General features: G+C 58.4%; 21 protein-coding genes, 1 tRNA gene and 1 pseudogene. 8 read left to right on the top strand and 15 right to left on the bottom strand.

The window, feature by feature from the left end; translation table 11 throughout:
• The 9 genes from ACLI1O_RS06220 to ACLI1O_RS06260 all read right to left on the bottom strand — a co-directional run bounded on the left by ACLI1O_RS06220 (window position 1) and on the right by ACLI1O_RS06260 (window position 9,696).
• Window positions 1-1,668 (bottom strand): formate--tetrahydrofolate ligase, encoded by a 1,668-nt coding sequence (locus ACLI1O_RS06220; RefSeq protein ID WP_284849611.1) that lies wholly within the window; start codon window positions 1,666-1,668, stop codon window positions 1-3.
• A 147-nt stretch (window positions 1,669-1,815) separates the two neighbouring features.
• Window positions 1,816-3,123 (bottom strand): anaerobic C4-dicarboxylate transporter, encoded by a 1,308-nt coding sequence (locus ACLI1O_RS06225; protein WP_284849612.1) that lies wholly within the window; start codon window positions 3,121-3,123, stop codon window positions 1,816-1,818.
• 325 nt (window positions 3,124-3,448) lie between these two features.
• A complete protein-coding gene (gene aspA / locus ACLI1O_RS06230; protein ID WP_284849613.1) occupies window positions 3,449-5,008 on the bottom strand; it encodes an aspartate ammonia-lyase in 1,560 nt (519 codons plus the stop codon).
• A gap of 111 nt (window positions 5,009-5,119) precedes the next feature.
• A complete protein-coding gene (gene hisG / locus ACLI1O_RS06235) occupies window positions 5,120-5,965 on the bottom strand; it encodes an ATP phosphoribosyltransferase (RefSeq protein WP_284849614.1) in 846 nt (281 codons plus the stop codon).
• A gap of 42 nt (window positions 5,966-6,007) precedes the next feature.
• Window positions 6,008-6,271 (bottom strand): phosphoribosyl-ATP diphosphatase, encoded by a 264-nt coding sequence (locus ACLI1O_RS06240; RefSeq protein WP_284849615.1) that lies wholly within the window; start codon window positions 6,269-6,271, stop codon window positions 6,008-6,010.
• Between the two features lie 43 nt (window positions 6,272-6,314).
• On the bottom strand, window positions 6,315-7,037 hold the full coding sequence (locus ACLI1O_RS06245; protein WP_284849616.1) for an HAD family hydrolase: 723 nt from the start codon (window positions 7,035-7,037) through the stop codon (window positions 6,315-6,317).
• Between the two features lie 124 nt (window positions 7,038-7,161).
• Window positions 7,162-7,545 carry a hypothetical protein gene (locus ACLI1O_RS06250; protein WP_411706772.1) on the bottom strand — a complete coding sequence of 128 codons (384 nt, stop codon included), beginning with the start codon at window positions 7,543-7,545 and terminating at the stop codon, window positions 7,162-7,164.
• Between the two features lie 24 nt (window positions 7,546-7,569).
• Entirely contained in the window at window positions 7,570-8,808 is a 1,239-nt protein-coding gene (gene mshC, locus ACLI1O_RS06255; RefSeq protein ID WP_411706773.1) for a cysteine--1-D-myo-inosityl 2-amino-2-deoxy-alpha-D-glucopyranoside ligase, read from the bottom strand.
• 33 nt (window positions 8,809-8,841) lie between these two features.
• Window positions 8,842-9,696, bottom strand: a complete 855-nt coding sequence (locus ACLI1O_RS06260) for an undecaprenyl-diphosphate phosphatase (RefSeq protein ID WP_284849618.1) — start codon at window positions 9,694-9,696, stop codon at window positions 8,842-8,844.
• Window positions 9,697-9,762: 66 nt separating this feature from the next.
• On the opposite strand from ACLI1O_RS06260, the gene ACLI1O_RS06265 reads away from it, so the two are divergent.
• On the top strand, window positions 9,763-10,815 hold the full coding sequence (locus ACLI1O_RS06265) for a hypothetical protein (RefSeq protein ID WP_284849619.1): 1,053 nt from the start codon (window positions 9,763-9,765) through the stop codon (window positions 10,813-10,815).
• A 3-nt stretch (window positions 10,816-10,818) separates the two neighbouring features.
• Window positions 10,819-11,934: a quinone-dependent dihydroorotate dehydrogenase gene (locus ACLI1O_RS06270; RefSeq protein WP_284849620.1), complete on the top strand. Its 1,116-nt coding sequence runs from the start codon at window positions 10,819-10,821 to the stop codon at window positions 11,932-11,934.
• A gap of 65 nt (window positions 11,935-11,999) precedes the next feature.
• On the opposite strand, the gene ACLI1O_RS06275 is transcribed toward ACLI1O_RS06270, so the two are convergent.
• Together ACLI1O_RS06275 and ACLI1O_RS06280 are read right to left on the bottom strand one after the other, a co-directional pair.
• On the bottom strand, window positions 12,000-12,392 hold the full coding sequence (locus ACLI1O_RS06275; protein WP_284849621.1) for a hypothetical protein: 393 nt from the start codon (window positions 12,390-12,392) through the stop codon (window positions 12,000-12,002).
• Window positions 12,392-12,930, bottom strand: a pseudogene (locus ACLI1O_RS06280) (YbhB/YbcL family Raf kinase inhibitor-like protein). Before ACLI1O_RS06280 ends, ACLI1O_RS06275 begins: the two are co-directional and overlap by 1 nt.
• A gap of 238 nt (window positions 12,931-13,168) precedes the next feature.
• On the opposite strand from ACLI1O_RS06280, the gene ACLI1O_RS06285 reads away from it, so the two are divergent.
• From ACLI1O_RS06285 to ACLI1O_RS06295, 3 genes are all read left to right on the top strand, one after another.
• Window positions 13,169-13,254, top strand: a tRNA-Leu gene (locus ACLI1O_RS06285).
• Between the two features lie 102 nt (window positions 13,255-13,356).
• The gene (locus ACLI1O_RS06290) at window positions 13,357-14,097 is read left to right on the top strand and encodes a TVP38/TMEM64 family protein (protein ID WP_411706774.1); all 741 of its coding nucleotides are present in this window, start codon (window positions 13,357-13,359) and stop codon (window positions 14,095-14,097) included.
• A 29-nt stretch (window positions 14,098-14,126) separates the two neighbouring features.
• Window positions 14,127-14,699: a hypothetical protein gene (locus ACLI1O_RS06295; protein ID WP_005282991.1), complete on the top strand. Its 573-nt coding sequence runs from the start codon at window positions 14,127-14,129 to the stop codon at window positions 14,697-14,699.
• A gap of 26 nt (window positions 14,700-14,725) precedes the next feature.
• Here the strand turns inward: ACLI1O_RS06295 and ACLI1O_RS06300 are convergent, their stop codons facing one another.
• On the bottom strand, window positions 14,726-15,565 hold the full coding sequence (locus ACLI1O_RS06300; protein WP_284771897.1) for a DUF3097 domain-containing protein: 840 nt from the start codon (window positions 15,563-15,565) through the stop codon (window positions 14,726-14,728).
• Window positions 15,566-15,598: 33 nt separating this feature from the next.
• Here ACLI1O_RS06300 and ACLI1O_RS06305 point away from each other — a divergent pair, with 33 nt between their 5' ends.
• Complete coding sequence (locus tag ACLI1O_RS06305; RefSeq protein WP_284771898.1) at window positions 15,599-16,372, top strand: hypothetical protein; 774 nt, start codon at window positions 15,599-15,601, stop codon at window positions 16,370-16,372.
• 18 nt (window positions 16,373-16,390) lie between these two features.
• Here the strand turns inward: ACLI1O_RS06305 and ACLI1O_RS06310 are convergent, their stop codons facing one another.
• The 3 genes from ACLI1O_RS06310 to ACLI1O_RS06320 form a co-directional block, all read right to left on the bottom strand.
• The gene (locus tag ACLI1O_RS06310) at window positions 16,391-17,464 is read right to left on the bottom strand and encodes a ferrochelatase (RefSeq protein ID WP_284771899.1); all 1,074 of its coding nucleotides are present in this window, start codon (window positions 17,462-17,464) and stop codon (window positions 16,391-16,393) included.
• Between the two features lie 32 nt (window positions 17,465-17,496).
• The gene (locus tag ACLI1O_RS06315) at window positions 17,497-18,879 is read right to left on the bottom strand and encodes an NlpC/P60 family protein (protein ID WP_284771900.1); all 1,383 of its coding nucleotides are present in this window, start codon (window positions 18,877-18,879) and stop codon (window positions 17,497-17,499) included.
• A 1,687-nt stretch (window positions 18,880-20,566) separates the two neighbouring features.
• The gene (locus ACLI1O_RS06320) at window positions 20,567-21,040 is read right to left on the bottom strand and encodes a DUF6676 family protein (RefSeq protein ID WP_239268148.1); all 474 of its coding nucleotides are present in this window, start codon (window positions 21,038-21,040) and stop codon (window positions 20,567-20,569) included.
• Between the two features lie 374 nt (window positions 21,041-21,414).
• On the opposite strand from ACLI1O_RS06320, the gene can reads away from it, so the two are divergent.
• Window positions 21,415-24,231 carry an aconitate hydratase gene (can, locus tag ACLI1O_RS06325; RefSeq protein WP_239268150.1) on the top strand — a complete coding sequence of 939 codons (2,817 nt, stop codon included), beginning with the start codon at window positions 21,415-21,417 and terminating at the stop codon, window positions 24,229-24,231.
• Window positions 24,232-24,425: 194 nt separating this feature from the next.
• On the top strand, window positions 24,426-25,001 hold the full coding sequence (locus tag ACLI1O_RS06330) for a TetR/AcrR family transcriptional regulator (protein ID WP_239268152.1): 576 nt from the start codon (window positions 24,426-24,428) through the stop codon (window positions 24,999-25,001).
• Window positions 25,002-25,040 lie beyond the last annotated feature (39 nt).

Consider the following 25,040-nt stretch of genomic DNA (forward strand, 5'->3'; position numbering starts at 1 on the left):
TTAGAACAGTCCGGATACCGTGCCATCGGCGGCGACGTCGATATTATTGGCCGCCGGCTTCTTAGGCAGACCCGGCATGGTCATCACGTTGCCGGTCAGCACCACGATGAACCCGGAACCGGTGCGCGGCAGCAGCTCGCGCACGTGCAGTGTGTGTCCTTCCGGGGCACCCAATGCCGTTGCTTCATCGGAGAAGGAATACTGCGTCTTGGAAATGACTACGGGCAGTTTATCCCAGCCATTGTCCTTGATGTACTGCAAGTCCTTCACAGCCTTGGAGCCGTATTCCACGCGGTCTGCGCGGTAGATCTCGCGGGCGATGGTCTCGATGGAGGCCTCGATGCCTTCTTCTGGATCGTAGAGCTGCTGCGCGCCGCCCTCGAGGTTCTCCAACAGGGTCTCGGCCAGCTTCGTCGCTCCCGCGCCGCCTTCGGCCCAGACGTTGGCCTCTTCCAGGGCCACGCCGAAGTCCTTAGCCCAATCGCGCATGAGCTGGCGCTCTGCCTCCGTATCAGACCAGAAGAGGTTCAGCGCGACGACGGGCTTAATTCCAAACTTGCGCAGGTTTTCTACGTGGCGCTCAAGGTTGACGATGCCCTTCTGGAGCGCCTCAAGGTTTTCCTCGGTGAGCTTGTCCTTGGCAACGCCCCCGTTGTACTTCTGCGAGCGAATCGTCGCCACGACCACCGCGCCGGCCACGTCCAGGTCACCAAAGCGGGACTTGATATCCATAAACTTCTCGCCGCCAAGATCCGCACCGAAGCCGGCTTCGGACAGCACGATATCGCCGAACTGCAGCGCGGTCTGGGTCGCCAGCAAGGAATTGCAGCCGTGCGCGATATTGGCGAAGGGGCCACCGTGGACGAGTGCGGGAACCCCGCCGAGAGTTTGCACGAGGTTCGGGTTCAAGGCATCGCGCATCAGCGCGGTCAGCGCGCCTTCCGCATCGAGCTCGCGCGCGGTCACTGGACGCTGGTCATAGGTAAAGCCGACGGTGATATTGCCCAAGCGCTGCTTGAGGTCATCGAGGCTCGTCGCCAAGCACAAAATGGCCATGATTTCAGAGGCGGCCGTAATGGTAAAGCCGGTTTCTGCCGGCACGCCGTGCGCAGGGCCGCCGAGCCCGGTGACCACATTGCGCAGTGCGCGGTCGTTCACGTCGACGCAGCGCTGCCACGTCACGCGGCGCGGATCGATGCCCAGCTGATTGCCCTGGTGAATGTGATTGTCGATGATGGCCGCGAGCGTATTCGTTGCCGCGGCAATGGCGTGGAAGTCACCGGTGAAGTGCAGGTTGATATCTTCCATCGGCACAATCTGGGCGTAGCCGCCGCCCGCGGCACCGCCCTTGATGCCCATTACTGGGCCCTGGGATGGCTCGCGCAGAGCTACGATGGCCTTCTTCCCAATCTGGTCCAGCGCATCGGTCAAGCCGATAAGCACCGTGGATTTACCTTCGCCGGCAGGTGTTGGTGAGACTCCTGTCACCAGCACGAGCTTGCCGCGCTTGTCTTTGGCGTAGTCTACCTTGGTGATATCCACCTTGGCTTTCGTGGAACCAAAGGGAATTACTGCATCTTCAGGGATACCTGCTTTGGCTGCGATCTCCGCAATTGGCTGCAGGGTATGGGCTTGTGCGATTTCAACATCGGATGGCTGCGTAGTCATAGCACCTACCCTACCGATTTCTGGCATAAGCCAAGTCGCATGGGGTATCAAGTGTGAGACACAACATTTTTCTGGTGAGGCGGTCACATAAAAGTGGCGCCCTCTCCGCGGAGAAGACGCCACTGGGAATGCGAATTGAAGGGCTCGCTAGATGATTACCGCGCCGAGTGCGTAGCCCAGGAGCACAGAACCGACAATGCTGACCACGCCAGGGATAAGGAATGGGTGGTTGAATACTGCCTTGCCGATCTTGGTCGTGCCCGTATCATCCATTTCCACCGCCGCCAGCAACGTTGGGTACGTAGGCAGGATAAACAGGGCAGATACTGCAGGGAATGCGGCCACGGCGGTAACCGGGCTTACTCCCAGCGCCAAGGCGGCGGGCATGAGTGCCTTGGTGGTGGCGGCCTGCGAGTACAGCAGGGCTGCGGCGAAGAAGAGCACCACTGCCAGCAACCATGGCGAAGCTTCAATGACGTCGCCAGCCAAGGCTTGAATATCGTCCAAGTAGTGGTTAATGAGGGTGGTTCCCAACCACGCGACACCCAGCACACAGATGCAGGCGGACATACCCGATTTAAATACCGGGGTATTCAGGACGTCAGCGGCCGGAACCTTGGTCTTCAGAACGATGATCGTCGCGGCCGAAAGCATCACGGTCATAATCGCCTCATTGCGCGGCAACGTGGGATCCGTAATAAGGCCAACCTGCTCTGAAGAAATGGTCGCCCACGCCATGACGATAACGATGGCGATAAGGAAGATAACGACGGAAGACTTAGCGCCTTCCTTTGGCTCATATTTGCTAGCACCAATCGGCTCTTTGACCAGGCCCTGCGCCTTGCGCTCTTGGTAGATTGGATCATCTTCCAGTTCCTTGCCAAACCTATTGGCCAGCCACGCTGCGGGGAAGATGGACAGGAAGGTAGCTGGAATGAGCACGCCGAGGACCTGGAGGTACCCCACGCCCATGGGCTCAAGCAGGCCAGCCAGGATGACAACCGCGGCCGAAATTGGCGAGGCACAGATACCCAGCTGCGCGGCGACGACCGCGATAGATAGCGGGCGCGACGGGCGGACCTTGCCCTCCTTGGCCACCTCAACGATCACCGGCAGCGTGGAAAAGGAGGTGTGTCCGGTACCGGCCAAGACCGTCATCAGCCAGGTCACGATGGGTGCGTAGTACGTAATTTTCTTAGGGTTTTTGCGCAGGAATTTCTCGGCCACGTGAACCAAATAGTCCATGCCACCAGCTTTTTGCATGGCGGCGATGGCCGCGATCACCGTCATGATGATGGCGATGACGTCGAACGGAATGTCTTCCCTAGTTACGGGAACTCCCGCAACACCCAAAAGGAGAACGCCCAGGCCACCGGCCATGCCGATGCCTATGGACCCAATTCTCGCACCCAAGATAATGGCCGCGAGAACGATGACAATATGAACAATAACCATGGATACACTCCACACGTTCTCAACTACACGTGGTGGACCCGCCTTAGCCTGCCGGTCGTGGACCACCCTTACACTTCTATTTTGCCCTGAATGTGTTGTTTTATTGACACAATATGCCCGTTTGTGTCGGTTCCCACATGTGTTCTATCTCGCGTTATAAACCGTTCGGTATATTTCCATGCCACTGCGCTATGGAAACGGGAAACACCAATTCGGGCATAGATGAAAGAGACCGCACACACCGTGAAGGACTCCCCTCCCGCTTTCCACGGGAAGAGTGAGCACGGTGTGTGCGGAATATTGCGTTATGACTCGCGAGCTTTACTTAGTTTTCGTCCAAGAAAAGCTGGCCGCGGAATTCTGGGTGCATGAGGTTTTCTACCGACAGCACCTTGTTCAGCGTTGCCTCATCCAGAAGGCCCTTCTCCAAGACGAGTTCCTTGACGCCCTTGCCGGTCTTGAGGGATTCCTTGGCAATCTCGTCACCGTTGTGGTGGCCAATGAATGGGTTCAGGTAGGTGACGATACCGATGGAGTTCTCCACGTACCGACGGCATACATCGGCGTTAGCGGTAATGCCGGTGACGCACTTTTCGCGCAGCGCATCGACCGCGTTGCCCATGATGCGGATGGACTGGAACAGCGCCTCACCGATGACCGGCTCCATCACGTTGAGCTGCAGCTGGCCAGCCTCTGCGGCCATGGTCACGACGTGGTCATTGCCGAAGACCTTGAAGCAAGTCTGGTTGACAACCTCTGGGATAACCGGGTTGACCTTACCCGGCATGATGGAGGAACCTGCCTGGCGGGCCGGCAGGTTGATCTCGCCAAGGCCGGCGCGTGGGCCAGAGGACAGCAGGCGCAAGTCGTTACAGATCTTGGACAGCTTCATGGCGGTGCGCTTGATGGCGGAGTGCAAGAATACGTAGGCACCGCAGTCAGAGGTGGCCTCGATTAGGTCGCTTGCAGTCTTCATCTCCAAGCCGGTGACTTCAGACAAAGCGGCGGTTACCTGGTGACGGTAGCCGGCTGGGGTGTTAACGCCGGTGCCGATGGCGGTGGCGCCGAGGTTGATCTGCAGCAAGCGGCTCTGTGCATCGCGCAGAACGGCCTGCTCCTCATTAAGGTTATTGGCAAAGCCCTTGAATTCATCGCCCAAGGTCATGGGGACGGCATCCTGAAGCTGGGTGCGGCCCATCTTCAGGATGTCTTGGAACTCATTGCCTTTGTTCTGGAATGCGGAACGTAGGCTGTCGATACGCACGACGAGGTCATCGATGGCAGCGTAAAGGCCCAAACGGAAGCCAGTTGGGTAAGCATCGTTAGTGGACTGGGACATGTTGACATCGTCGTTGGGGTTGATGATGTCGTAGGAGCCCTTCTCCTCCCCCAAGTGCTCAAGGGCGAGGTTGGCAACGACCTCATTGGTGTTCATGTTCAACGAGGTGCCGGCGCCGCCTTGGAATACATCGAGCGGGAACTGGTCCATGCAGCGGCCCTCGTCCAAAATCTGGTCACAAGCCCAGATGATGGCCTCTGCCTTCTTCTTTGGAAGCACGTGCAGGCGACGGTTGGCCATCGCAGCGGCCTTCTTGACCTGCACCATGCCGCGGATGAAGTGCGGAATGGTGTTAATGGTCACGTAGGAAATCTGGAAGTTATCCATCGCGCGGACGGTGTGGACACCAAAGTAGGCATCAGCAGGAATTTCCAAGTCACCGATCAGGTCGGTCTCCGTACGAGTGCTCTTGCTCGACGTCTTTGGCTGCTTCTGCTCAGCTACCTTTTTCTGTGCAGAATGAGTGGTCTTATCCTCCTGCTTTTCCTGCCCTTCCTTTGCAGCAGACTTAGTGTCTTTTTCTTCTTTCTTAGACGACTTTGCCATGATGGCGCGGCTCCTTTGCCTGTCGAGAATGATGTCCGAGTAAATGTTCTCAAGCGCCAATGGTAGCCACGTTTCGCCCCAGTTGGGACGACCAAGAATTTAATACTCCCCCTAAAAGCGGGCAATGCGGAGATCGGAAGCCAAAATGGCCTCCGCACCGAGTTGGGAAAGTCGATCCATAATCTGGTTGGCTTCTTTTTGCGGAACCATCGCACGCACCGCCACCCAGTCTTGCCGCGCCAACGGTGAGACCGTTGGTCCAGTCAGGCCTGGAGTAACACCAGCCGCTTTGTCCAGATTTTCTTCCGCGATGTTGTAGTCGATCATGAGGTAGGTGCGTGCGTGCAAAATTCCTTGAATGCGACCCAAGACAACCTGCTCTTCCGGCGTCACCTCTGCATCGTGGCGCTTAATAACCACGGCCTCCGAGGTTACGATGGGCTCGCCAAAGGGTGCCAAGCCCTGCTGTCGCAACGTAGTACCAGTTGACACGACATCAGCAATGACATCGGCTACGCCTAAGTGGATGGATATTTCCACCGCCCCGTCTAGGCGGATCACATCGGCGGAAATCCCCTTCTCCGCCAAGTCCTGGCGGACCAAATTCGGGTACGACGTTGCCACACGCTTGCCTTCCAGGTGAGAGATATCCCACCCCTTTCCTTGGGGTGCGGCGTAGCGAAATGTTGAGTCACCGAAGCCAAGTGAGAGGACCTCTTTAAATTGCGCGTTGGAATCGAGCGCTAAATCGCGCCCTGTAATCCCTAGGTCGAGCACGCCGCGGGCAACATAGATCGCGATGTCCTTCGGGCGGAGGAAGAAGAACTCCACCCCGTTATCCAGATCCACCACGTTCAAGGTTTTGGAGTGGCCACGGCCCTTATAACCGGCCTCACCAAGTATTTCTAAAGCCGCTTCTGATAAGGAACCTTTATTTGGTACTGCAATTTTGATCATGCTGTCCTCCAGGAATTTTGCTCCACCAAAGGTGGCAACAAGTTATAGGTATTTATAAATATCTTCAGGGCGCAGGCCGCGCTTGATCATCATGACCTGCATCCAATAGATAAGCTGCGACATTTCTTCCGCCAGTTCCTCATCGGACTGGTATTCGGCGGCGATCCATACTTCGCCCGCCTCTTCGATGATCTTTTTGCCAATATGATGGGCGCCTTCTTCCAGCGCCTGGACGGTCCCAGAGCCCTCTGGCTTCCGGTCTGCTTTGTTTAGTAGCTCAGCAAAAAGTGTCTCAAAATCCTTCACAGCTACCCATTGTTCCACAGGTAAGCAGTCAATGCGAAGGGTTTTATTTCATTTCCTGGATAGCTCGGAACCACTCGTAGACATCTACATGGCGTGCGCCTGCGAGGTGGCGAGAATCGCGCAACCGGGAAATCTCCACTACACCTTCCGGTACTTCCACGCCTTCATCCTCGGGCAAACCGATAACGGTGCATCCCGCAGCCACGGCAGCGCGCATACCAGCTGGGGAATCCTCAAATACAAGGCACTGAGCTGGATCAAGCTGCAGGCGCCGAGCCGCTTCCAAGTACATGTCTGGGGCAGGCTTGCCGGTGGGAACTTCATCGCCGCAAATAGTGTCTACAAAATACTCGCTGCCGATGACCGCAATGGCGGCGTCCGCAACGTCGCGGTCCGTATTCGTCGTAACCATCATCGGCATCCCATCCTGATGCAGCGAGGTTAAAAGCTCAGGGATGCCGGGAAAAATTTCGAGGCGGCCGGCAAAAAGAGTCTTCATATAATCAAACATCTTGTGCCGGTAGGCCTCGACATCGCCTTGGCCCAAGACAACCCCAGCGTTGTCGGCGCAAATGCGCAACGTCGTCGTAAAAGTAGCCCCCACCGTCTCCAGACGTTGGCTGGGGGTAAGGCGTTTTCCCAGCACTTCTGAAAGATAGTACGTTGCCTCGCCCCACAGGGGCTCCGAGTTGGTTAAGGTGCCGTCCATGTCCCAGAAAATCGCCGCTGGACGGGACAAAAGCTGGAAATTACTCACTGTGGTCATACACACTCCACCGGCTTTTCCGGCATAGAACTAAAGCTCAGCGAGGGAGAAATTCGCGCTGCGCGGTGATCGATCAACTTCACCTTAGGAATCTACCCACAGTGGGCTGGCGCCGTAAAGAGGCTTAGAAGTCCAACTCCGGGATCTGTGACAGCGCCTCATCATCGGCGCCGGCAGCCGCGGAGGCGTTGTACATCAACTCGGCGATTTCTTCCTTTTCCTCCGGCTCCACCACGGCATCGTGTTGCTTGCGATTGAAGGTCGCGAGTTTTTTAACTGTCTTATTCAGCACCGCGGCGAGCTGGCCGCCATCAGGATCATCCGGCAGCCCGTCTAGCCCGTCCAGCATCTGCTCGAGGTGGCCCTTGAGCTCTGGGAGAACCGCGGCGTTAAACGGCGCCTCCCAGAACTCTTTTTCCTCATCCTTGAGGTAATCGCCGGTGGCAAAGGACTTCAGATCAGCAATGAACTCATCAACGGTGGGTTGGAAATCTGCGCGAATGCTCATGCTGTCGATATTGCCCTAAGTTGGCTAGGCCTGCACGCCGAGCAGCGAATTAAGTGCTGTACGCACTAACTCCGCAGCACCTTCCTCGTCTTCACCCCGGTTACTGCCTGCCCAATCGTCGATGGCGCGCAGCGCGGCGGGGGTATCGAGGTCATCGGCAAGCGCTTGGCGAAGCCCCGCTACTGCACCTTCTGCAGCCGACAGGGACCCAGGGCTTTCCAGGGCAGAGCGCCACGTGGCCAGGCGGGTCTTGGCTTGGTCGAGCACCTCATCGGACCAGTCCCGCTCAGCGCGGTAATGACCGGAGAATACGCCAAGGCGGATGGCGGAGGGATCTTCGCCCTGTTCCACGAGCTTGTGTACGAAGACCAGGTTGCCCAGGGACTTGGACATTTTCACGCCGTCGAGGCCGATCATTCCGGTGTGGACGTAGAACTGCGCCATGCGGTCTACGCCCAAGGCGGCCTCTGCATGCGCGGCGGAAAATTCGTGGTGCGGGAACTTCAGATCGCTGCCGCCGCCTTGGATATCAAAGGTGCTGCCCAAGTAGTTGGTGGCGATGGCAGAGCACTCGATGTGCCAGCCGGGGCGGCCTGGACCGAAGAGAGACTCCCACGCCGGTTCGCCTTCGCGGTGGGCGCGCCAAATCAGGGCATCCATGGGGTGCTTCTTGCCCGGGCGGTCGGGGTCGCCGCCGCGCTCGGCAAAAAATTCCTGCATCTGTTCCATCGAGTAATTGGATTCGTAGCCAAATTCCTCGGTGGCATCGATGGAGGCATACACATCGGGGTACTCAGGGTCATCGACCACGTAAGCGGCGCCGTTATCCAATAGTTTTTGCACCATGTCCACGATCTCATCGACTGCTTCCATGGCGCCGATGAAGTGCTGCGGCGGGATGACCGATAAAAGCTCCATATCGGAGCGGAAAAGGTCGATCTGGGAGGTTCCGAGTTCGCGCCAATCAACGCCGTCGCGCTCCGCGCGCTCAAAGAGTGGGTCATCGACGTCGGTGATATTTTGCGCGTAATGGACCTTCTTGCCAGCGTCCAGGAACTGCCGGTAAATCAGGTCGAAGGTGAGGTAGGTGGCTGCGTGGCCCAAGTGGGTCGAATCATACGGGGTAATGCCGCACACGTACATGGTGGCGGTATCCCCATTTACCTGCACGGGGGCCTTGGTTTGATTCGCGGAGTCGTAGAGATAGAGCTGCGCCGCATCACCTGGGACGCGACTATAAGAAGGTGTTGGCCAAGAATGCATGGCACCTATCCTAACGCGAACTTATGGGGTGATTTAAATGGGCTGTAGGACTCCCAAGGCCAGCAGAATCATCACGAGGATGCCCACTGGGATGCGGTAGGCCGCGAACCATGCAAAGGAGTGGTTGCCCACGAAGTTCAACAACCACGCAATCGAGGCGTAGCCCAAGGCGAAGGCAATTCCGGTGCCGACGAGCAACTGCATGCCGGACGCGGCTTGGCCGGCCTCGGGCGCGAAGGCATCGGGAAGCGAAAAAAGCCCGGACGCCAGCACCGCCGGAATGGCCAAGAGGAAGCTAAAGCGCGTGGCCACCTCTCGGTCGAGGCCCAAGAAAAGACCACCGGAAATGGTGCCGCCCGAACGCGAAACGCCAGGGATCAGCGCCAAGCATTGGCACAGGCCCATGATGATGGCATCTTTCATCGTCAGCTCCTCAAAACCGCGCTTTTTGGAACCCACGCGCTCTGCGGCGATGAAGACGAAGGAGAAGAGGATCAGCATCGCAGCGGTGATCCACAGGTTGCGCAGCGCCCCGCGGATGGCATCTTCAAAAACCAACCCAATAACGCCGATGGGAATGGAACCGGCGATGACCATCCAGCCCATGCGCCAGTCCTGCCCGCGCGAGGCGGGATTGGTCCACCCGCGGAGCCATCCGGAGAGAATTTGCCAAATCATTGGGGCGAAATAGACCAGCACGGCAAGCTCGGTGCCGAGCTGGATGACAGCCGTAAAGGAAGCACCGGCATCGTTGCCCCAAAAGAGCTCGGAAACAATCCGCAGGTGCCCCGAGGAGCTTACCGGGAGAAACTCCGTAAGCCCCTGCACAATGGATAAGACGATAACTTGTGCCCAAGAAACTGCTTCGGTCGCGGTATCAGAAATCACCCGCCATACACTACCGCCGCGCACGGCTTCGGGAAATCGCAACGCGCGCTGTTAGGATAAGTATCCGTGAAATCACGATCCCGCTCCACACTCGTACTATCCAGCTTGCTAGCACTCTCCACTGCTGCGCTGGCCGCCTGCGATTCCACCGTGGGCGTAGGCGGTGATCCCGAAACCGCAGTGAAGGGCAATGCCACCCCGGCCGCTTCTCCGAGCGACACCGATCCAGCCGGCACGGTCATCGACTTCGATGAAGACATCACGGATCTGGCCGCGGTGAAAGATACGGTTGCCGTTCGCACCGCGAACCAAGTGCGCATTGGTGGCCAGGATGACTTTGCCACCAAGAAGGCCAAGAGCATCGATATCGATTCCACCTGCGGCGATTTAAGCTCTTCTGAGTCTGGATTCGTCCTGGCCTGCCCGGACGAGGTCCTGCTCATCGATCCTTCTGTGCCGGAATCACCGGAAGAAATCAAGATGGAGGAGGACTTCCAGGTCACCGCCGCTACCCAGATTTCGACCGGCGAGGTCTTTGTCACCGCTGACGACTCCGCTGTGGTCGGCCGGTACAAGGATGGCACGCGGGACGGCGAAATCTCCGTCGAGGCCGGCTCGGACCAGATGCTCGCCGTTCCCAATGCGGACGGCGATGACGGGATTGTGCGCATTCAGCGTTCGGATTCCACCATCCAAAATATCGATTGGCCCAATGACCGCGCCGGCGGCCGGTTGCGCGCCGGCCAGGGTGTCGGCCAAATTGCGGTGGGTAATAACGGCGTCGTGCTCGCCTCCGATACCGAGGGCGGCCGGATTGCGGTCTACACCTCCGATGACGTCGTCCGCCTGCACCAATACGGCGTGGTCGATGGCACCCCCTGGGCGGTGGCCTGGGATGATTCGCGCGAGCTCGCGTGGGTTACCACCACCGATAACAACATCGCGCACGCCTATTCCATTGACAAGGGCGTTCCCGAATCCCGCGGCGACTTTGCCACGCTTGCCGATGCCCAAAATATGACCGCCCTTTCCAATGGCACCATCGTGGTTGCCTCCGCATCCGGCCAGGGGCTGCAGTTCGTGGCGGATCCACACCTGACAAAGGCAAAGGAGTCTTAATCCATGGTTTCGACCTTAGATTCGCTGCGCAAAGGCGCCTATCAGCTGGCGCTGCGCGGAATGTTTCGCCTCAGCCCCGAGCGCATCCACGGCATTATCAATTCTGGGCTGCACGGCCTGCACTTGGCAGGGCCCGCCAATCGCGCGCTCGGCCGCGTCCTGCCGGTCAACGATCCGGTCTTGAAACAAGACGTGTGCGGGATCACGTTCCCGCGCCCGCTCGGCCTTGCGGCCGGTTTTGATAAAAATGCCGCGGCTGCCGATGCCTGGTCTCCGCTTGGTTTCGGCTATGCCGAACTGGGCACCGTCACGGCGCAGGCTCAGCCGGGCAACCCGACTCCCCGCCTCTTCCGCCTCAAAGAAGATGCCGCCATCTTAAACCGGATGGGTTTTAATAATGAGGGCGCGGCCGCCGTGGCAGAGAACCTGCGCAAGCGCCGGTACAACGACGTCATCGGGATTAATATCGGCAAAACCAAGGTCACCCCGGCCGAACGCGCCGTGGATGATTACCGCCGTTCCGCTTCCGTCTTAGGCGGCCTGGCGGACTACCTAGTGGTCAATGTCTCTTCCCCCAATACCCCTGGGTTGCGGGACCTACAGGCGGTCGAATCGCTTCGCCCCATCCTGCGCGCCGTGCAAGAATCCACCGATGTCCCCGTCATGGTCAAAATCGCGCCGGACCTTTCGGATGCCGATGTCGACGCCGTCGCCGATCTCGCCGTAGAATTAGGCCTCGCCGGCATCGTCGCAACCAATACCACCATCTCCCGGGAGGGGCTTAACACTCCCCGCGCGGAGGTAGAAGCCCTTGGCGCCGGTGGAATTTCCGGCCCACCCGTGGCCGAGCGCTCCTTAGAGGTACTCCGCCGCCTGAACGCACGCGTGGGCTCGCAGCTTGTCCTCATTTCCGTCGGCGGCATTACCACCCCGGAGCAAGCGTGGGAGCGGATTGCCGCCGGTGCCAGCCTCCTCCAGGGCTATACCGGGCTCATTTACGGCGGGCCGGACTGGATTAGGGACATTCACAGGGGCATCGCCAAGCAGATTCGCGCCCATGGCCTAAGCAATATCTCTGAGGCCGTAGGCTCTAACCTGCCATGGAAGGAAATAAACTAGCAGCTCATTAGATAAACAAAATGCCACGTGGTTCTACACGTGGCATTGCTTATTTATAGGCCCGCTTAGGAGGTCGCCATGACGCTGCGCCGCAAGATCAACGCGCAGATGGCGGACATACCAGCATAAAAGAGCAGCCAATACTGCTGCTGAATCAGGAGATCGTGCTGCGGCAGAAAGCGGCTAGCGATAATCAAGGCCACCGCCACCGCTAGGGCGATGATCTGCGCGCGGCTTCCGGCATGCTCTTTACTCATCGTGCTGAAGGCACCCACCATCACCGCCGCGATAATGATCGCGAGGTTACTGTATGTCCAGACAAAAGGTGCGCCCCATCCATCGCTAAAGACGGAGACCAGGGCGAAGAGGACCAGCACGAAAGCGACGACCAAAAACGCGCCGCCCACCCGCAGCGCTGCGGGTGGGGTCACTGGATTTTTAGGAGCAGAACTCGCCATTACTTGGCCTCGTACCAACCCCACAGGATTGCCCGGCCTAGTGCATGGAAGTGCAAGTTGAACCCAAGGACGGTGGGGGAAGAATCCGGATCGATATCGAGGGTTTCTACGTCTACCGCGTGGACTGCGTAGAGGTAGCGGTGCGGCGCGTGGCCGGCCGGCGGGTTAGCACCAAAGTGGGTGCGGTTGCCGGAGTCATTGCGTAGGCTGATAACACCGTCGATGCCAAGGTCCTCTGCCGCGCCGGCGTTGGTGGGCAGCTCAGAGACATCGGTGGGGATATTAAAGGCGGCCCAGTGCCAGAAACCGGAGGCGGTCGGTGCATCCGGGTCAAAGCAGGTTACCGCCAAAGACTTGGTTCCCTCCGGCAGCCCAGACCATGCCAGCTGCGGGGATACGCTTTCCGGCGCGCGGTGCTTTCTGGGATCTCATCGCCTTCTACCAAGTCGGTAGAAGACAGCCCGAAGCTGGGGAGATCGCGCAGCGGGGCGTAGGGGTCAGGTCCGGGGAATCGAGTGTCATCTGCATAAGAAGTCATATACACCTTTGTACCGCAGATCACACGCGCTTGTCGATGCCCCTCCCACTCACCCCACCACTCTGCGGACGCCTTCTTACCGTGCTCCTACCTAGGCGCTGCGGCCGCCCAAGTTACAAGAGTGTATTTCTCCACCATGCAATCGTCCGATTTATGAGCGTATACCTGGCGATTTGTATTCCAATGGACGAACACGATAAAGTTTCGAGGTGCCCAACCGAGAGGTTGCAAACACCCTGCCCGGGTGGCGGAATGGCAGACGCGCTAGCTTGAGGTGCTAGTGTCCTATTAACGGACGTGGGGGTTCAAGTCCCCCTCCGGGCACTCTGTGAAGTCTCGAGACATCGTTCCTACGGTGCCTCGAGATTTTTCTATAAGTACAGTTCTTTTCTATCAGCCCTGCCCCGCCGACTACGATACGAACGCATGACCACTTTCCGGGATTGGATACGCAGCTTTGGTAGCTTCTGCGTTCAACTCGCCCACTCTGCGTGGGGCTCAATCCGCGCGTGGTCACCGCGACGCTGGGCGCTCATCATCGCGCTCGCGTTTGCTGGAGTTGCGCTTTTTATCTGGCTCGACATTCCCGATCTCTCCCAGATGCGGACGGCCGCGGCACACCTTGGTGCGTGGTTTCCGGTCGCTTTCACGCTAGGTTATGTCATATTTACGCAATTTCCCCTGCCCCGGACCATCTGGACGGTTGCGGCTGGCATCCTTTTCGGCCCCTGGCAGGGTCTTGCCATCTCGCTATTCGCGCTCACAATATCGGCCGTATTATCGCTGCTGATTGTGCGCAGCCTGCTCGGAGAATGGATCAGGCCACACCTTGCCCACCCCGCGGTTTATACCATCAATGCCCACCTGGAGCGGCGCGGTTGGCTGGCCATCGCTTCCCTGCGCATGGTGGCGGGGGTACCCTTTAGCCTCCTCAACTACGTCGCCGCGCTTACCCCCATCAGCGTTTCGCACTTTACGGTCGCTACGTTGGTAGGTTCAATTCCTACCACGGCCATCGGCGTCTTTTTCGGCGATGCGCTTACCGGTACAGCCAGCCCTGGGATCATCGCTGCCTTTATGGTCTTTGCCCTCGCCGGCATCGGCGGGCTTGTACTCGATTCGCGCCTGCCGACTCCCGTCCAGTCAAGGTTAAGCGGTAGACTGTAACGAACTGCTCGCGATAAAGGAGGATCCTCGTGCTCGCTGTCCATGCCCGCTACCGTGGACGTTCCGTGCGCCGCGCTGAGCTCGTGCAGCGCTCGGCCGCCGCGCTATCCACCCTCGAGGGCGTCGGCGAGTTTCACGTCCTTGGCGTGGAGGATATTTGCGCCGTTGTCGATTCCGCCACCGCGGTGTGTGAGGTCGTCATGGCATTGCTTGCCGATGGCGACTGGGCCATCGGCATCGGCATCAGCCCCGGCAACCAGGCAGACGAGGACAGCGCGCGCCACGTGGCCACCGCGGCGCTGAAAAATTCCGCGCGCATGGGGCAGGTCTACACCAAGCTCAATAAGCGCGGCCGTTCCGCGGAGGCAAGCGATATCGCCGCCGCCTTCGCGCTCATTGGATACGTGCTGAATAAGCGCACTATCGAGGGCCGCGAGGCGACCTCGCTCGTACGGGCGGGGCTCAATCAAAATGAGGCCGCGGAAGAATTGGGCATTTCCAAACAGGCGATGTCCCAAAGGCTGCAGGCTGCGGGCTGGAGCGCCGAGATGGCCGGGTGGCAACTGGCGGTCAACCTCATTGAACGGGCCAATCTAGCCTAGGGCCAGAAAGCTCGGCCCGCGGCGGCTTAGACAAGGTCTGATTTGCGCAGCTCCGGCGTGGTCACAAAATCCACCAGCCGCTCGACCGCCCCGATAAGGCTCGAGTCCAAATCCCAGAAAGAATGGACCGCGTTATAAACGTGGCGCCACCCATCGGAGGGATCGGACCACCCCACGCGGCGGCAGATTCCGGTCTTCCAGTCTTCACCGCGCGGTACCTCCGGCCATGCTTGCAGGCCTACCCGTTGCGGTTTTACTGCCGCCCAAATATCCACAAAGGGATGGCCGGTGACTAGAACGTGCTCTCCCACTGACTCAGTCATTCGCGTTTCTTTCGACCCCTTGACTAGGTGGTCCGCGAGCACGCCGACCCGGCGACCGGGGCCAGGCTGAAACTCGGCCAGCCTTTCTTCGAGGTTGTCCAAGCCTTCTAGGTATTCCACGACCACGCCTTCTACACGCAAGTCATGACCCCACACCTTTTCCACAATGGCGGCATCGTGGACGCCCTCGACCCAAATGCGCGATGGCGCTGCTACCTTGGCCTCCACGTTTTCTACCCGCCTAGAGCCCGAATTCGATTTGCGGGGTGCTTGCTTGGGCACATACCGAGTGAGCGTCACCGGCTGGCCTTCTACTAAGAATCCGCCCTTAATGAGGTTAAATACTCGCTCGATACCGTGGCGGTCCTCTAGCCGCACGACCTCGCCAAAGACGGTCTTGTCCACGCCTAAAACGGCGCCCACGAAATCATCACCACGCACTTCTACCACCATGCCCGGCTCTGCCGGCACTTCTGGATACTGGGTGGGCTTGCTGCGCCGGTGCCCAGCAAAAATATCTCCGCCATAAGGATCTAAACTCATGGCCCGATAGTCTATCTACTACACTTGCTCGCCATGGATATGCGCGCCGAAGTGTGGTCCCCTCTCCAAAACTCCGCCATCTGGCTCGCTGCGTGGTTGTGGGGACATGAGACAACAGATGAGCTGCTCGATGCATTGACGGAACTGGGCGGGCGCCCCGAATGCTTCGATGAATCCCCCTTCATCGATTTGCTCGCCCTGCTGCGCGCCGAAACGCAAGAGCTCACCTCTCAGCCAGGCGCGGGCGGGGAGCCTCTCCTCCGGCTCATTTTATCCGGGCCGGGTGAAGCGCCGGCGCTTCCTGCGGGCTCAGAGTCTGCCCGTGCGGCCGCGCAAAGTTCAGCGGGCTCCATTGTGGTGCGCACCAATAATCCGGAAGTCTCGCTCGTTCTCATCCCCCATCCCCGTCGAGCCCACACGGCATGGCAGGTGATCTGCGAGGATCAGCCGCTGCCCTCGCCTGCCTGGCTAAGCCCCGGCGAGGCGGACGCATTGTTGACTAAGGCAACGGATGAATCCGCCGATCTCATTACGGCCACCGGCTACCAGTCCACCGCCCTTTCTAATCCCCGGCTCACGGTGGGCACCTTGAGCGATTTCTATGACACGCCCGGCCTGCCACCGGCCACCCCGCCACGGGCTGCAAAGCTCTTTGCGCGCGCGGACCGCGTTGCCGCGATCATCGAAACCGTCACGGATAGGATCAACGATCACAGCCTCGATCCGGAGCTTCTCCGGCTGTGGCGCCATATCCGGCAGGCGCGGATGACGGGAGTGGCTTATTCGGCAGCGGAATTCGCCCGCTAGAGCAGGCTCGCCGGCCCCTTAGTGAGCGCGGATATCGCAGCAGCCCGCAGCGCAAGGCGCGCCGTTGGTGGTACACCCCTGAACGGTGACATTCCCGCTGGTCTCCCACGGTTTCCCCTGTTCGAGTTCTTCCACCAGATCCACGACCATGCCCGCAAACCGCTGGGAGGGGCCAGCGGTACGGGCGCGTTCGACCTGTACGCCCATCTCATCGGCAGCGGCTTGCAGCTCAGAATCCAAGTCCCAGATGACCTCCATGTGATCGGAGATAAAACCGATGGGGCACACCACCACGGCGTCTACGCCGTCGTGGTCATGGATTGCGGTGGTGTGGTCCACGATGTCTGGTTCCAGCCACGGCGTCTTCGGGTTGCCGGAGCGCGATTGCCAGACCAGGTCATAATCCGAGATTCCGGCGCGCTCGGCAACCAATCGGGAGGCTTCGGCTACTTGCCGGGAGTAGAGGTTCTTGTCCCCATCGGCGCCACCGACATTATCGTGTGCATTCGGCACGGAGTGGGCTGTAAACAGCATACGCGCGCTGTCCATTTTCTCTGCGGGGATACGCCGCCAGGCCTCGGCGACGGCATCGACCATCTCCGCGATGAACTTGGGGTGATCATAAAATTGTCGAATCTTGGTGAACTCGATTTCTGGTAGACCCTTATCTGCAAGGTGTTGCCGCATCGCAGCAATGTCTTCATCGTATTGCCTGCACGCCGAGTAGCCGCCCCAAGCGGAGGTGGCGAAGACGGCCACCGAGCGGATCCCCTCTTCCGCCATTTTCTCTGCGGTAGCCGTACCAAAGGGGTGCCAGTTTCGATTGCCAAAATAAACCGGTAGATTATGTCCGCGTTTTTTCAGCTCGCTTTCGACGTTATGGATAATTTCCCGATTCAACCCGTTGATCGGGCTTACCCCATCAAAGTGGTAATAGTGCTTGCCCACTACTTCTAAGCGCTCGCGCGGAATTCCGCGGCCCCGCGTAACGTTCTCTAAAAACGGAACGACCTCCTCGTTTCCTTCCGGGCCACCGAAAGAAAGAACGAGGAGGGCGTCGAATTTTTGGGCAGGATGCTGTGCGTCAATCATGCCCTAAATAGTAGCAACCACAAGGCTAAGAATTAGAGAAGGCGCACAACATCCGGGGTCGCACCAGCCCAGCGCACAGGGGAGACCTGTACGTTCTGCCCAGACTGCGGGGCCTCAATCATTTGGTCATTGCCCAAGTAGATCGCAACGTGCTGGCTGCCGCCGGCGCCGTAGAAGATGAGATCGCCGCGCTGCAAATTGTCGCGCGAAACCTTATTGCCCATCTGGTACTGCGCGCCGGTGTAGTGCGGAAGGTCCAGGCCCGCTGCGGCGAACGCGTACTTAGTCAATCCAGAGCAATCAAACCCGCTCCGGCCGTAGTCGCCAAAGCTATCGGCGATGCCGCCGTCCCGGAGGCCACCAGTTGGGCCATTGTTGTCGCCACCGCCCCACACGTATGGGGTGCCGATGACGGATTCTGCGCGAGCGATCACTGCCTCAATCTGGCTGCTATTGCCCGAAGCAGGGTTGGATGGCGTTCCGGACCCTTGACCGGTGGCGGAAGGATCAGTGCTTGCCGATGGCGCCGTATTCGGGCTGCCAATCCCCAACAAGTCTGCAGATCCCTCCATCAGTGCTCGCACATCGTCTTGGTCGACGGATGCGGCGAGCTCCCCGGCGACGTCCATAACGTCCGATGCCGAGGATCCGGTGCCATAGTCCACCGTGTTAAAGGACGGGGTTGCCCCCTGGTTAAGCGCAGTGCCGAACTCCGCCTTCGGGGTCGCCGGATCCGCCTGCTCGTCCGAACCGACGTCGTTATTAGTCGCCTCAGGTAGCGGAGTCTCGTCGGAAACGATTTCGTCGGTAAAGTTTTGAGCCTTGTCTTTATTCAAGTCTTTTGACTTGACGGGAGCATCGGCAAACACATCCCCATCTACCTTAAAATCAAGGTTATTATCTTGATTTTGCACCTTTGAAAGGTCGCCTTGTTGGGATACCTCCACCGCCTGCTGCTGGTGAGCAAAAGACGCCTCGGCGAAGTTACGGGTGGCATTCATTTGAGCTTCCCGCTGGGCCAAGTTACGGCGGTGCTCTACCATTGCCGATTCGGCTGCGCGCTTATCGGCATAAGCTTGGTCAAGCTCTGCCGCATCGTCCGCAAGCTCAGGATCGTCCGAAAGCTGGGCGATGCGCTCCGTCGCGGCCGCCGCTTGCTCCTCCGCCTGGGCGAGGAGCCGCCGCAGCTGTTCTACGTCCCGCTGCTGAGCATCAACGTTTGATACAGCGCGGGCAATGGAGTCATCTGCACCGGCGCTTGGAATTTTTTCAACCGCGCCGGCTTGGGCGGGATCGGGGTGCTCATCTGCTCCCGCGGGAGCGATGGACATCAGGGGCGATAGCGCTGCGGCACCTGCGACTGCAGCTATAGTTGCGCGAACATGTCGGATGCGCGGTAGACGAATGGTGGCCACTGGAATTCTCCTTGTTTGGACCACCTTCCTGTTAAAGATTGGGACACCATGAACCGCACTTGGGCATAGGAATGCCCGAGACACTGAAGCTTGCGCATTTTCGCACAGCAGCAAGCTCAGAGTCTTCGTTGCGATATTCCGAATCCGATAGCCGCACACCCAAAGGCTTATGGGTATGCGTTATCGCCCTGCCAGCCCTTAGCTCCAGGAGGTAAGCGGCACATGAGCCCGAAAAGTAGAGACTTCACCTAGGGATTGCGCACGTCTATTAAAGCTCTATGCACTGATGCTTGAGCTCAGTAGCCTCACGACTCAATGCCCAACAATCGCTACTATTTCCCCATACCAGCGACATGTATGGTGCACTTTCTCCACGTGTCCTACGCGGTTTACTGTGAGCGTGAGCGCTTTAGCACTGCAGGGAGCATCTACTACTCACCCATTGCAGTTCCAATCTAGGATTGGCGCATCTTCATAGAGCTCCAGTTGTGGCGTGCGGTGAATTTGGGTTGCTGGAAGAGTCCAAGCCCCTTCGCACGCTGCGCTTGGCACAGTGAGAACTGCCCTATGATCCTTGGCGCAACTCGCCGCGGCGCAGTGGATGTACAGCTTTATTCGCGTACTCTTCCGTGCGAGGGCAAGCGGCCACAAACCATGAACAGGCCACACGATGCTGGCCCTAGTGTGATTCCGGTTCCCTCATTCTCTCATTCTGCACGTACCCGACTGCGCTCCTCGCGAACCTCGTGCCTGGATTCCGCTTCTCCGGGAATCCAATATCGAAGGGCTCGACAAAGAACAACACCCGCATACCCACACAACGGAACTCTAGCGAACTCGTCTCACCACTTTTAAGGAAGGTGGGTTGATGTTTATTTTTCGAACATTGTCATCGCTCAAGTGAAAGATTTTCTACTCTCCCGTTCGAGAGTTCGCTCCGTGGTTCATTGACTTCCAAGAACCGCCAATTCCTCGATTCCCGCGAGGCGTGCTTCCCCACATACCCGTGCGAATCTTCAATTGACCGTCAAGGCTAAGCCCATGAACTCAAGAAGATATTCATGTCCCTTGGGTCGACACTCGAACCATACGTCACGACACGCCCTTTTCGCACACATTCCACTTAATTACGTGGAGTCAAGTTAAACCACATGACGCAACAGTCGTACCTAACCTGCAATAATTTTGTTACCATCCCGTTATTGTGATGTTCATCACTTTGGTTTTCGTATTTCGAGGGTCTTGCGCCCCGAGCTGTAACCAATTCGGAGCCATTTCGCAGCTCTAGAACCACTCCCCCAACTCAAGTCAACCACTAAACCTTTACTTTGACCCCTCCCCCGCTCCCCTGACCTTTTAGGCAACCACAGTTTTCTTCATCCGCAGCGACCCGGAGTCACCCGAGGGGTGCCCGTAAGGAGGCCGATGAATCACGCCAATTCCTGAACATCATTTTCTATAAATCTCAGGGCGGGCACCGCGAGTCCCTTCGGTGTGGTACGCCACGACGCTCATGCGGCCGCAAAATTTAGCTCGATTCGGCGGATGGTTCTGGGGCGCGCCGAGCGCTGAAAAAATGGAATTTTTCTTCTACTTTTTCGAACAAACATAGCTAGAAGTTGGATACGTTTGGACGCCTTGATACGTCCACTCTCCCCGGACCCGCGCCCTCCTGAATGGCAGCTACTTATCCCCGAAGTTCGCGGTGAAGGGAGGCGCGCCAATAACTTAAACCGCCGAAAAGTAGGGCGAGTATGGCGACGACTGCGACGACGGCGACCATTGGAAAGCTACTTTGCTCAAGCCCTGCATAGTACTGCTGCACAAGATCGACTTGGTTAAGTCCCGGTTTTAATTGCGCCTGGGAAGATTCAATATCCGCACGGCTATAGTTCTCGCTAACCGAGGAGACATGGCGCGGGGTCTGCACGATGACAGTGTGCAGATCGGTAGCATCATAGAGCTCTTGTGCAATGTCGCGCGCGTCGGCGGCCTTGGAGACAAAGACATCGACCACGGCAACCCCGTCACCCTCACGCAGTTGCTCTGCGACGTGTGCGTTCAGCTGAGTATCCGATTCCAGGGAGGGTGCGGAATAAGCCACGCCATCCTGCTTGAGCTGCTGAGCCAGCCGCGGGACGTCCACATCACCCGGAACCATTCAATCCTCTTCCCTCTATTTCCCTATCACGGAGACTCGTGCACCCGAGATCGGGGGTTATGCACTGCGCATATTCCTCAGTCGTTCTTCATTAAAGATAATGGTTACCGCCGCCGCCTACACAGTAAACGCGCCGAGTGCGACTAAAAGCTTTAAACAGAACGCTTGTCCCGTTACAATTGACGCAACGGAAGGTTTTTGCCTCTACAATAAATAGGTGAACCATCGCGTTCTTTGCCGTCTTTGGCACTGCGGGCCCCATGGCTTCGTCTCGACCACTATGTGGTCGCGCACCTTTTGCTTATCCCGCAACTCCAGTAGGCGGCGAGTACAAAACAGAACAGACTGTTTATCAACAAGGAATGGAGCTCCCTGTGACTGAAAGCTTGAACTCCTTCGACGCCAAGAAGACCCTTGATGTCAACGGTAAGTCTTACGACTACTTTGACATCAACACGGTTCCTGGCATGGAGAAGTTGCCGTACTCCCTCAAGGTGCTGGCAGAAAACCTGCTGCGCAATGAGGACGGCAAGAATGTAAACGAGGACCACATCAAGGCCCTCGCCAATTGGGACCCAAAGTCCGAACCGGATACTGAAATCCAGTTCACCCCAGCCCGCGTCCTCATGCAGGACTTCACCGGTGTTCCCTGTGTCGTCGACCTCGCAACCATGCGTGAGGCCGTTTCCGCTCTTGGCGGTACGCCAGACCAGGTTAACCCGCTAAACCCGGCCGAGATGGTTATTGACCACTCCGTCATCGTTGAGGCCTTTGGCTCCACCGACGCTCTTGAGAAGAACGTTGAAATCGAGTACCAGCGCAACGAAGAGCGCTACCAGTTCCTGCGTTGGGGTGCTGAGAACTTCTCCAACTTCCGCGTTGTTCCTCCGGGAACCGGTATTGTCCACCAGGTCAACATTGAGTACCTGTCCCGCGTTGTCTTTGACAACGAGGGCTTGGCATACCCGGATACCTGTATCGGTACCGACTCCCACACCACCATGGAAAACGGCCTGGGCATCCTGGGCTGGGGTGTTGGCGGCATCGAGGCAGAGGCTGCCATGCTTGGCCAGCCGGTATCGATGCTCATCCCGAAGGTCGTCGGCTTCAAGCTCACCGGCGAAATCCCGACCGGCGTTACCGCAACCGACGTCGTCTTGACCATTACGGAGATGCTGCGTGAGCACGGCGTTGTCCAGAAGTTTGTAGAGTTCTACGGCAACGGCGTCAAGTCCGTCCCGCTGGCTAACCGCGCCACCATCGGCAACATGTCGCCAGAGTTCGGTTCCACCGCGGCCATCTTCCCCATCGACGAAGAGACCACCAAGTACCTCGAGCTCACCGGTCGCCCGCAAGAGCAGATCGACCGCGTCGAGCAGTACGCCAAGGCCCAGGGCATGTGGCTAGCAGAGGACACTCCGGAGCCGGAGTACTCCGAGTACATCGAACTCGACCTGTCCACCGTTGAGCCGTCCATCGCCGGCCCGAAGCGCCCGCAGGACCGCATCCTTCTTTCGGAGGCCAAGGAGCAGTTCCGTAAGGACCTGTCCAACTACACCACCGACGAAGTATGCGTCGACGACTCCTCCGTTGAGGCTAAGCGCATGTCCGGTGAGGGCGGCGCGCCTGGCGACGATGATGTCACCGGTGGCTTGAACAAGTCTCGCGAGGGCCACGGCGAATCCGCCGCGGTTGGCGCTAAGGGACGTCACTCCAACCCGATCACCGTTGAACCTGACAACGGCGGCGAGTACACCCTTGACCACGGCATGGTGGCCATTGCCTCCATCACCTCGTGCACCAACACCTCTAACCCATCCGTGATGGTGGGTGCTGGTCTGATTGCACGTAAGGCCGCCGAAAAGGGCCTGCGCTCCAAGCCATGGGTCAAGACCATTTGTGCGCCTGGTTCCCAGGTTGTCGATGGCTACTTCCAGCGTGCAGACCTCTGGAAGGACCTCGAGGCTATGGGCTTCTACCTGTCCGGCTTCGGCTGCACCACCTGCATTGGTAACTCCGGCCCGCTGCCAGAGGAAGTTTCTGCAGCCATCAACGAGAACGACTTGGCAGCTACCGCAGTTCTGTCCGGTAACCGCAACTTCGAGGGTCGTATCTCCCCGGACGTCAAGATGAACTACTTGGCATCCCCAATCATGGTTATCGCCTACGCTATTGCCGGCACCATGGACTTCGACTTCGACAACCAGCCGCTGGGTCAGGACGAAGACGGCAACGATGTCTTCCTGAAGGACATCTGGCCTACCCCGCAGGAGATCGAGGACACCATCCAGTCCGCCATCTCCCGCGAGATGTACGAGGCCGACTACGCCGACGTCTTCAAGGGCGACGATGCATGGCGCAACCTGGATGTTCCAGAGGGCGAGACCTTCGAGTGGGATGAGGACTCCACCTACATCCGCAAGGCTCCGTACTTCGAGGGCATGCCGACCGAACCAGACCTGGTTGAGGACATCAAGGGCGCTCGCGTTCTTGCGAAGCTGGGCGATTCCGTCACCACCGACCACATCTCCCCTGCTTCTGCCATCAAGCCGGGCACCCCGGCCGCGCAGTACCTGGATGAGAACGGCGTGTCCCGCTCTGATTACAACTCCTTGGGTTCCCGCCGCGGTAACCACGAGGTCATGATGCGCGGTACCTTCGCCAACATTCGCCTGGCTAACCAGCTGGTGGATGAGACCGGTGGTTACACCCGCGACTTCACCCAAGAGGGCGCACCGCAGGCATACATCTACGATGCATGCGAGAACTACAAGGAAGCCGGCATTCCACTGGTCGTTATCGCTGGTAAGGAATACGGCACCGGTTCTTCCCGTGACTGGGCTGCAAAGGGCACCAACCTCCTGGGTGTTAAGGCAGTCATCACCGAGTCCTTCGAGCGCATCCACCGCTCGAACCTCATCGGTATGGGCGTTATCCCGCTGCAGTTCCCTGAGGGCGAGTCCCACGAGTCCCTGGGCCTGGATGGCACGGAGACCTTCGACATCGAAGGCATCACCGGATTCAACGACGGCTCCATCCCGAAGACCGTTCACGTCACCGCTACCAAGCAGGACTCCGACGACGCTGTCGAGTTCGACGCTAACGTACGTATCGACACCCCGGGTGAGGCAGAGTACTTCCGCCACGGCGGTATCCTGCAGTACGTGCTGCGCCAGATGGTGAAGAACTAAGCCACTTAATGCGACGGAAAAGTACTAAGCTTTTTGGGCTTAGTGCTCGTCGCTGAGCTTGATGACGCGGGGTCGCACCGCTCTCTCCCGTAGAGGGCTCTGCGGCCCCGCGTTTTTTCATTGTCGTTCTATGTTCGTTTCAGAACATACTTAACTTGAAGCATTAATCATTCCTAAAAGGAGACGACCTCACCATGCCAATCGTGAGTGAATCTGAGTTAAATCGGCGCAGGCACGAAATTCTCGTCGGGGCTCGCCGGTGCTTTGCCGAACATGGCTATGAGGGCGCGACTGTCCGCCTCTTAGAACAAGCCACCGGGAAATCACGCGGCGCCATATTCCACCACTTTGGGGACAAGGAGTCCTTATTCCTCTCTTTAGCCCGCGAAGATGCCGCACGCCAGGCAGAAGTGGTGGCCAATAACGGCCTCGTCGAGGTTATGCGGGAGATGTTGCGTCACCCAGAACGCCACGATTGGCTTGCCACGCGTCTGGAGATCACTTCCCTCTTGCGCACGGACCCATCGTTTGCTGCTCGGTGGAAAGAACACCAGTCCATTCGTGACGAGGCTATCCGCGCCCGCCTCGCTTCCAACGCGGAACAAGGCCGCCTGCGAGACGATGTCGATATAGATACCCTGGTGAGCTATTTGGAAACCTTCATGGATGGGTTTATTAATAGGCTCGCCTTAGGGGATACGGATGGCCTGGAGCGTGTCCTCGATCTGGTGGAGCAATCCATTCGGAGTTCTAGGTCTCCACAGCGCTAACCACGCACCAGCCTTCGTCTCTCTTATCTTTAGCCGGAG

Origin of the sequence: Corynebacterium sp. LaCa78 (assembly GCF_046717505.1) — a bacterium.
GTDB lineage: Bacteria > Actinomycetota > Actinomycetes > Mycobacteriales > Mycobacteriaceae > Corynebacterium.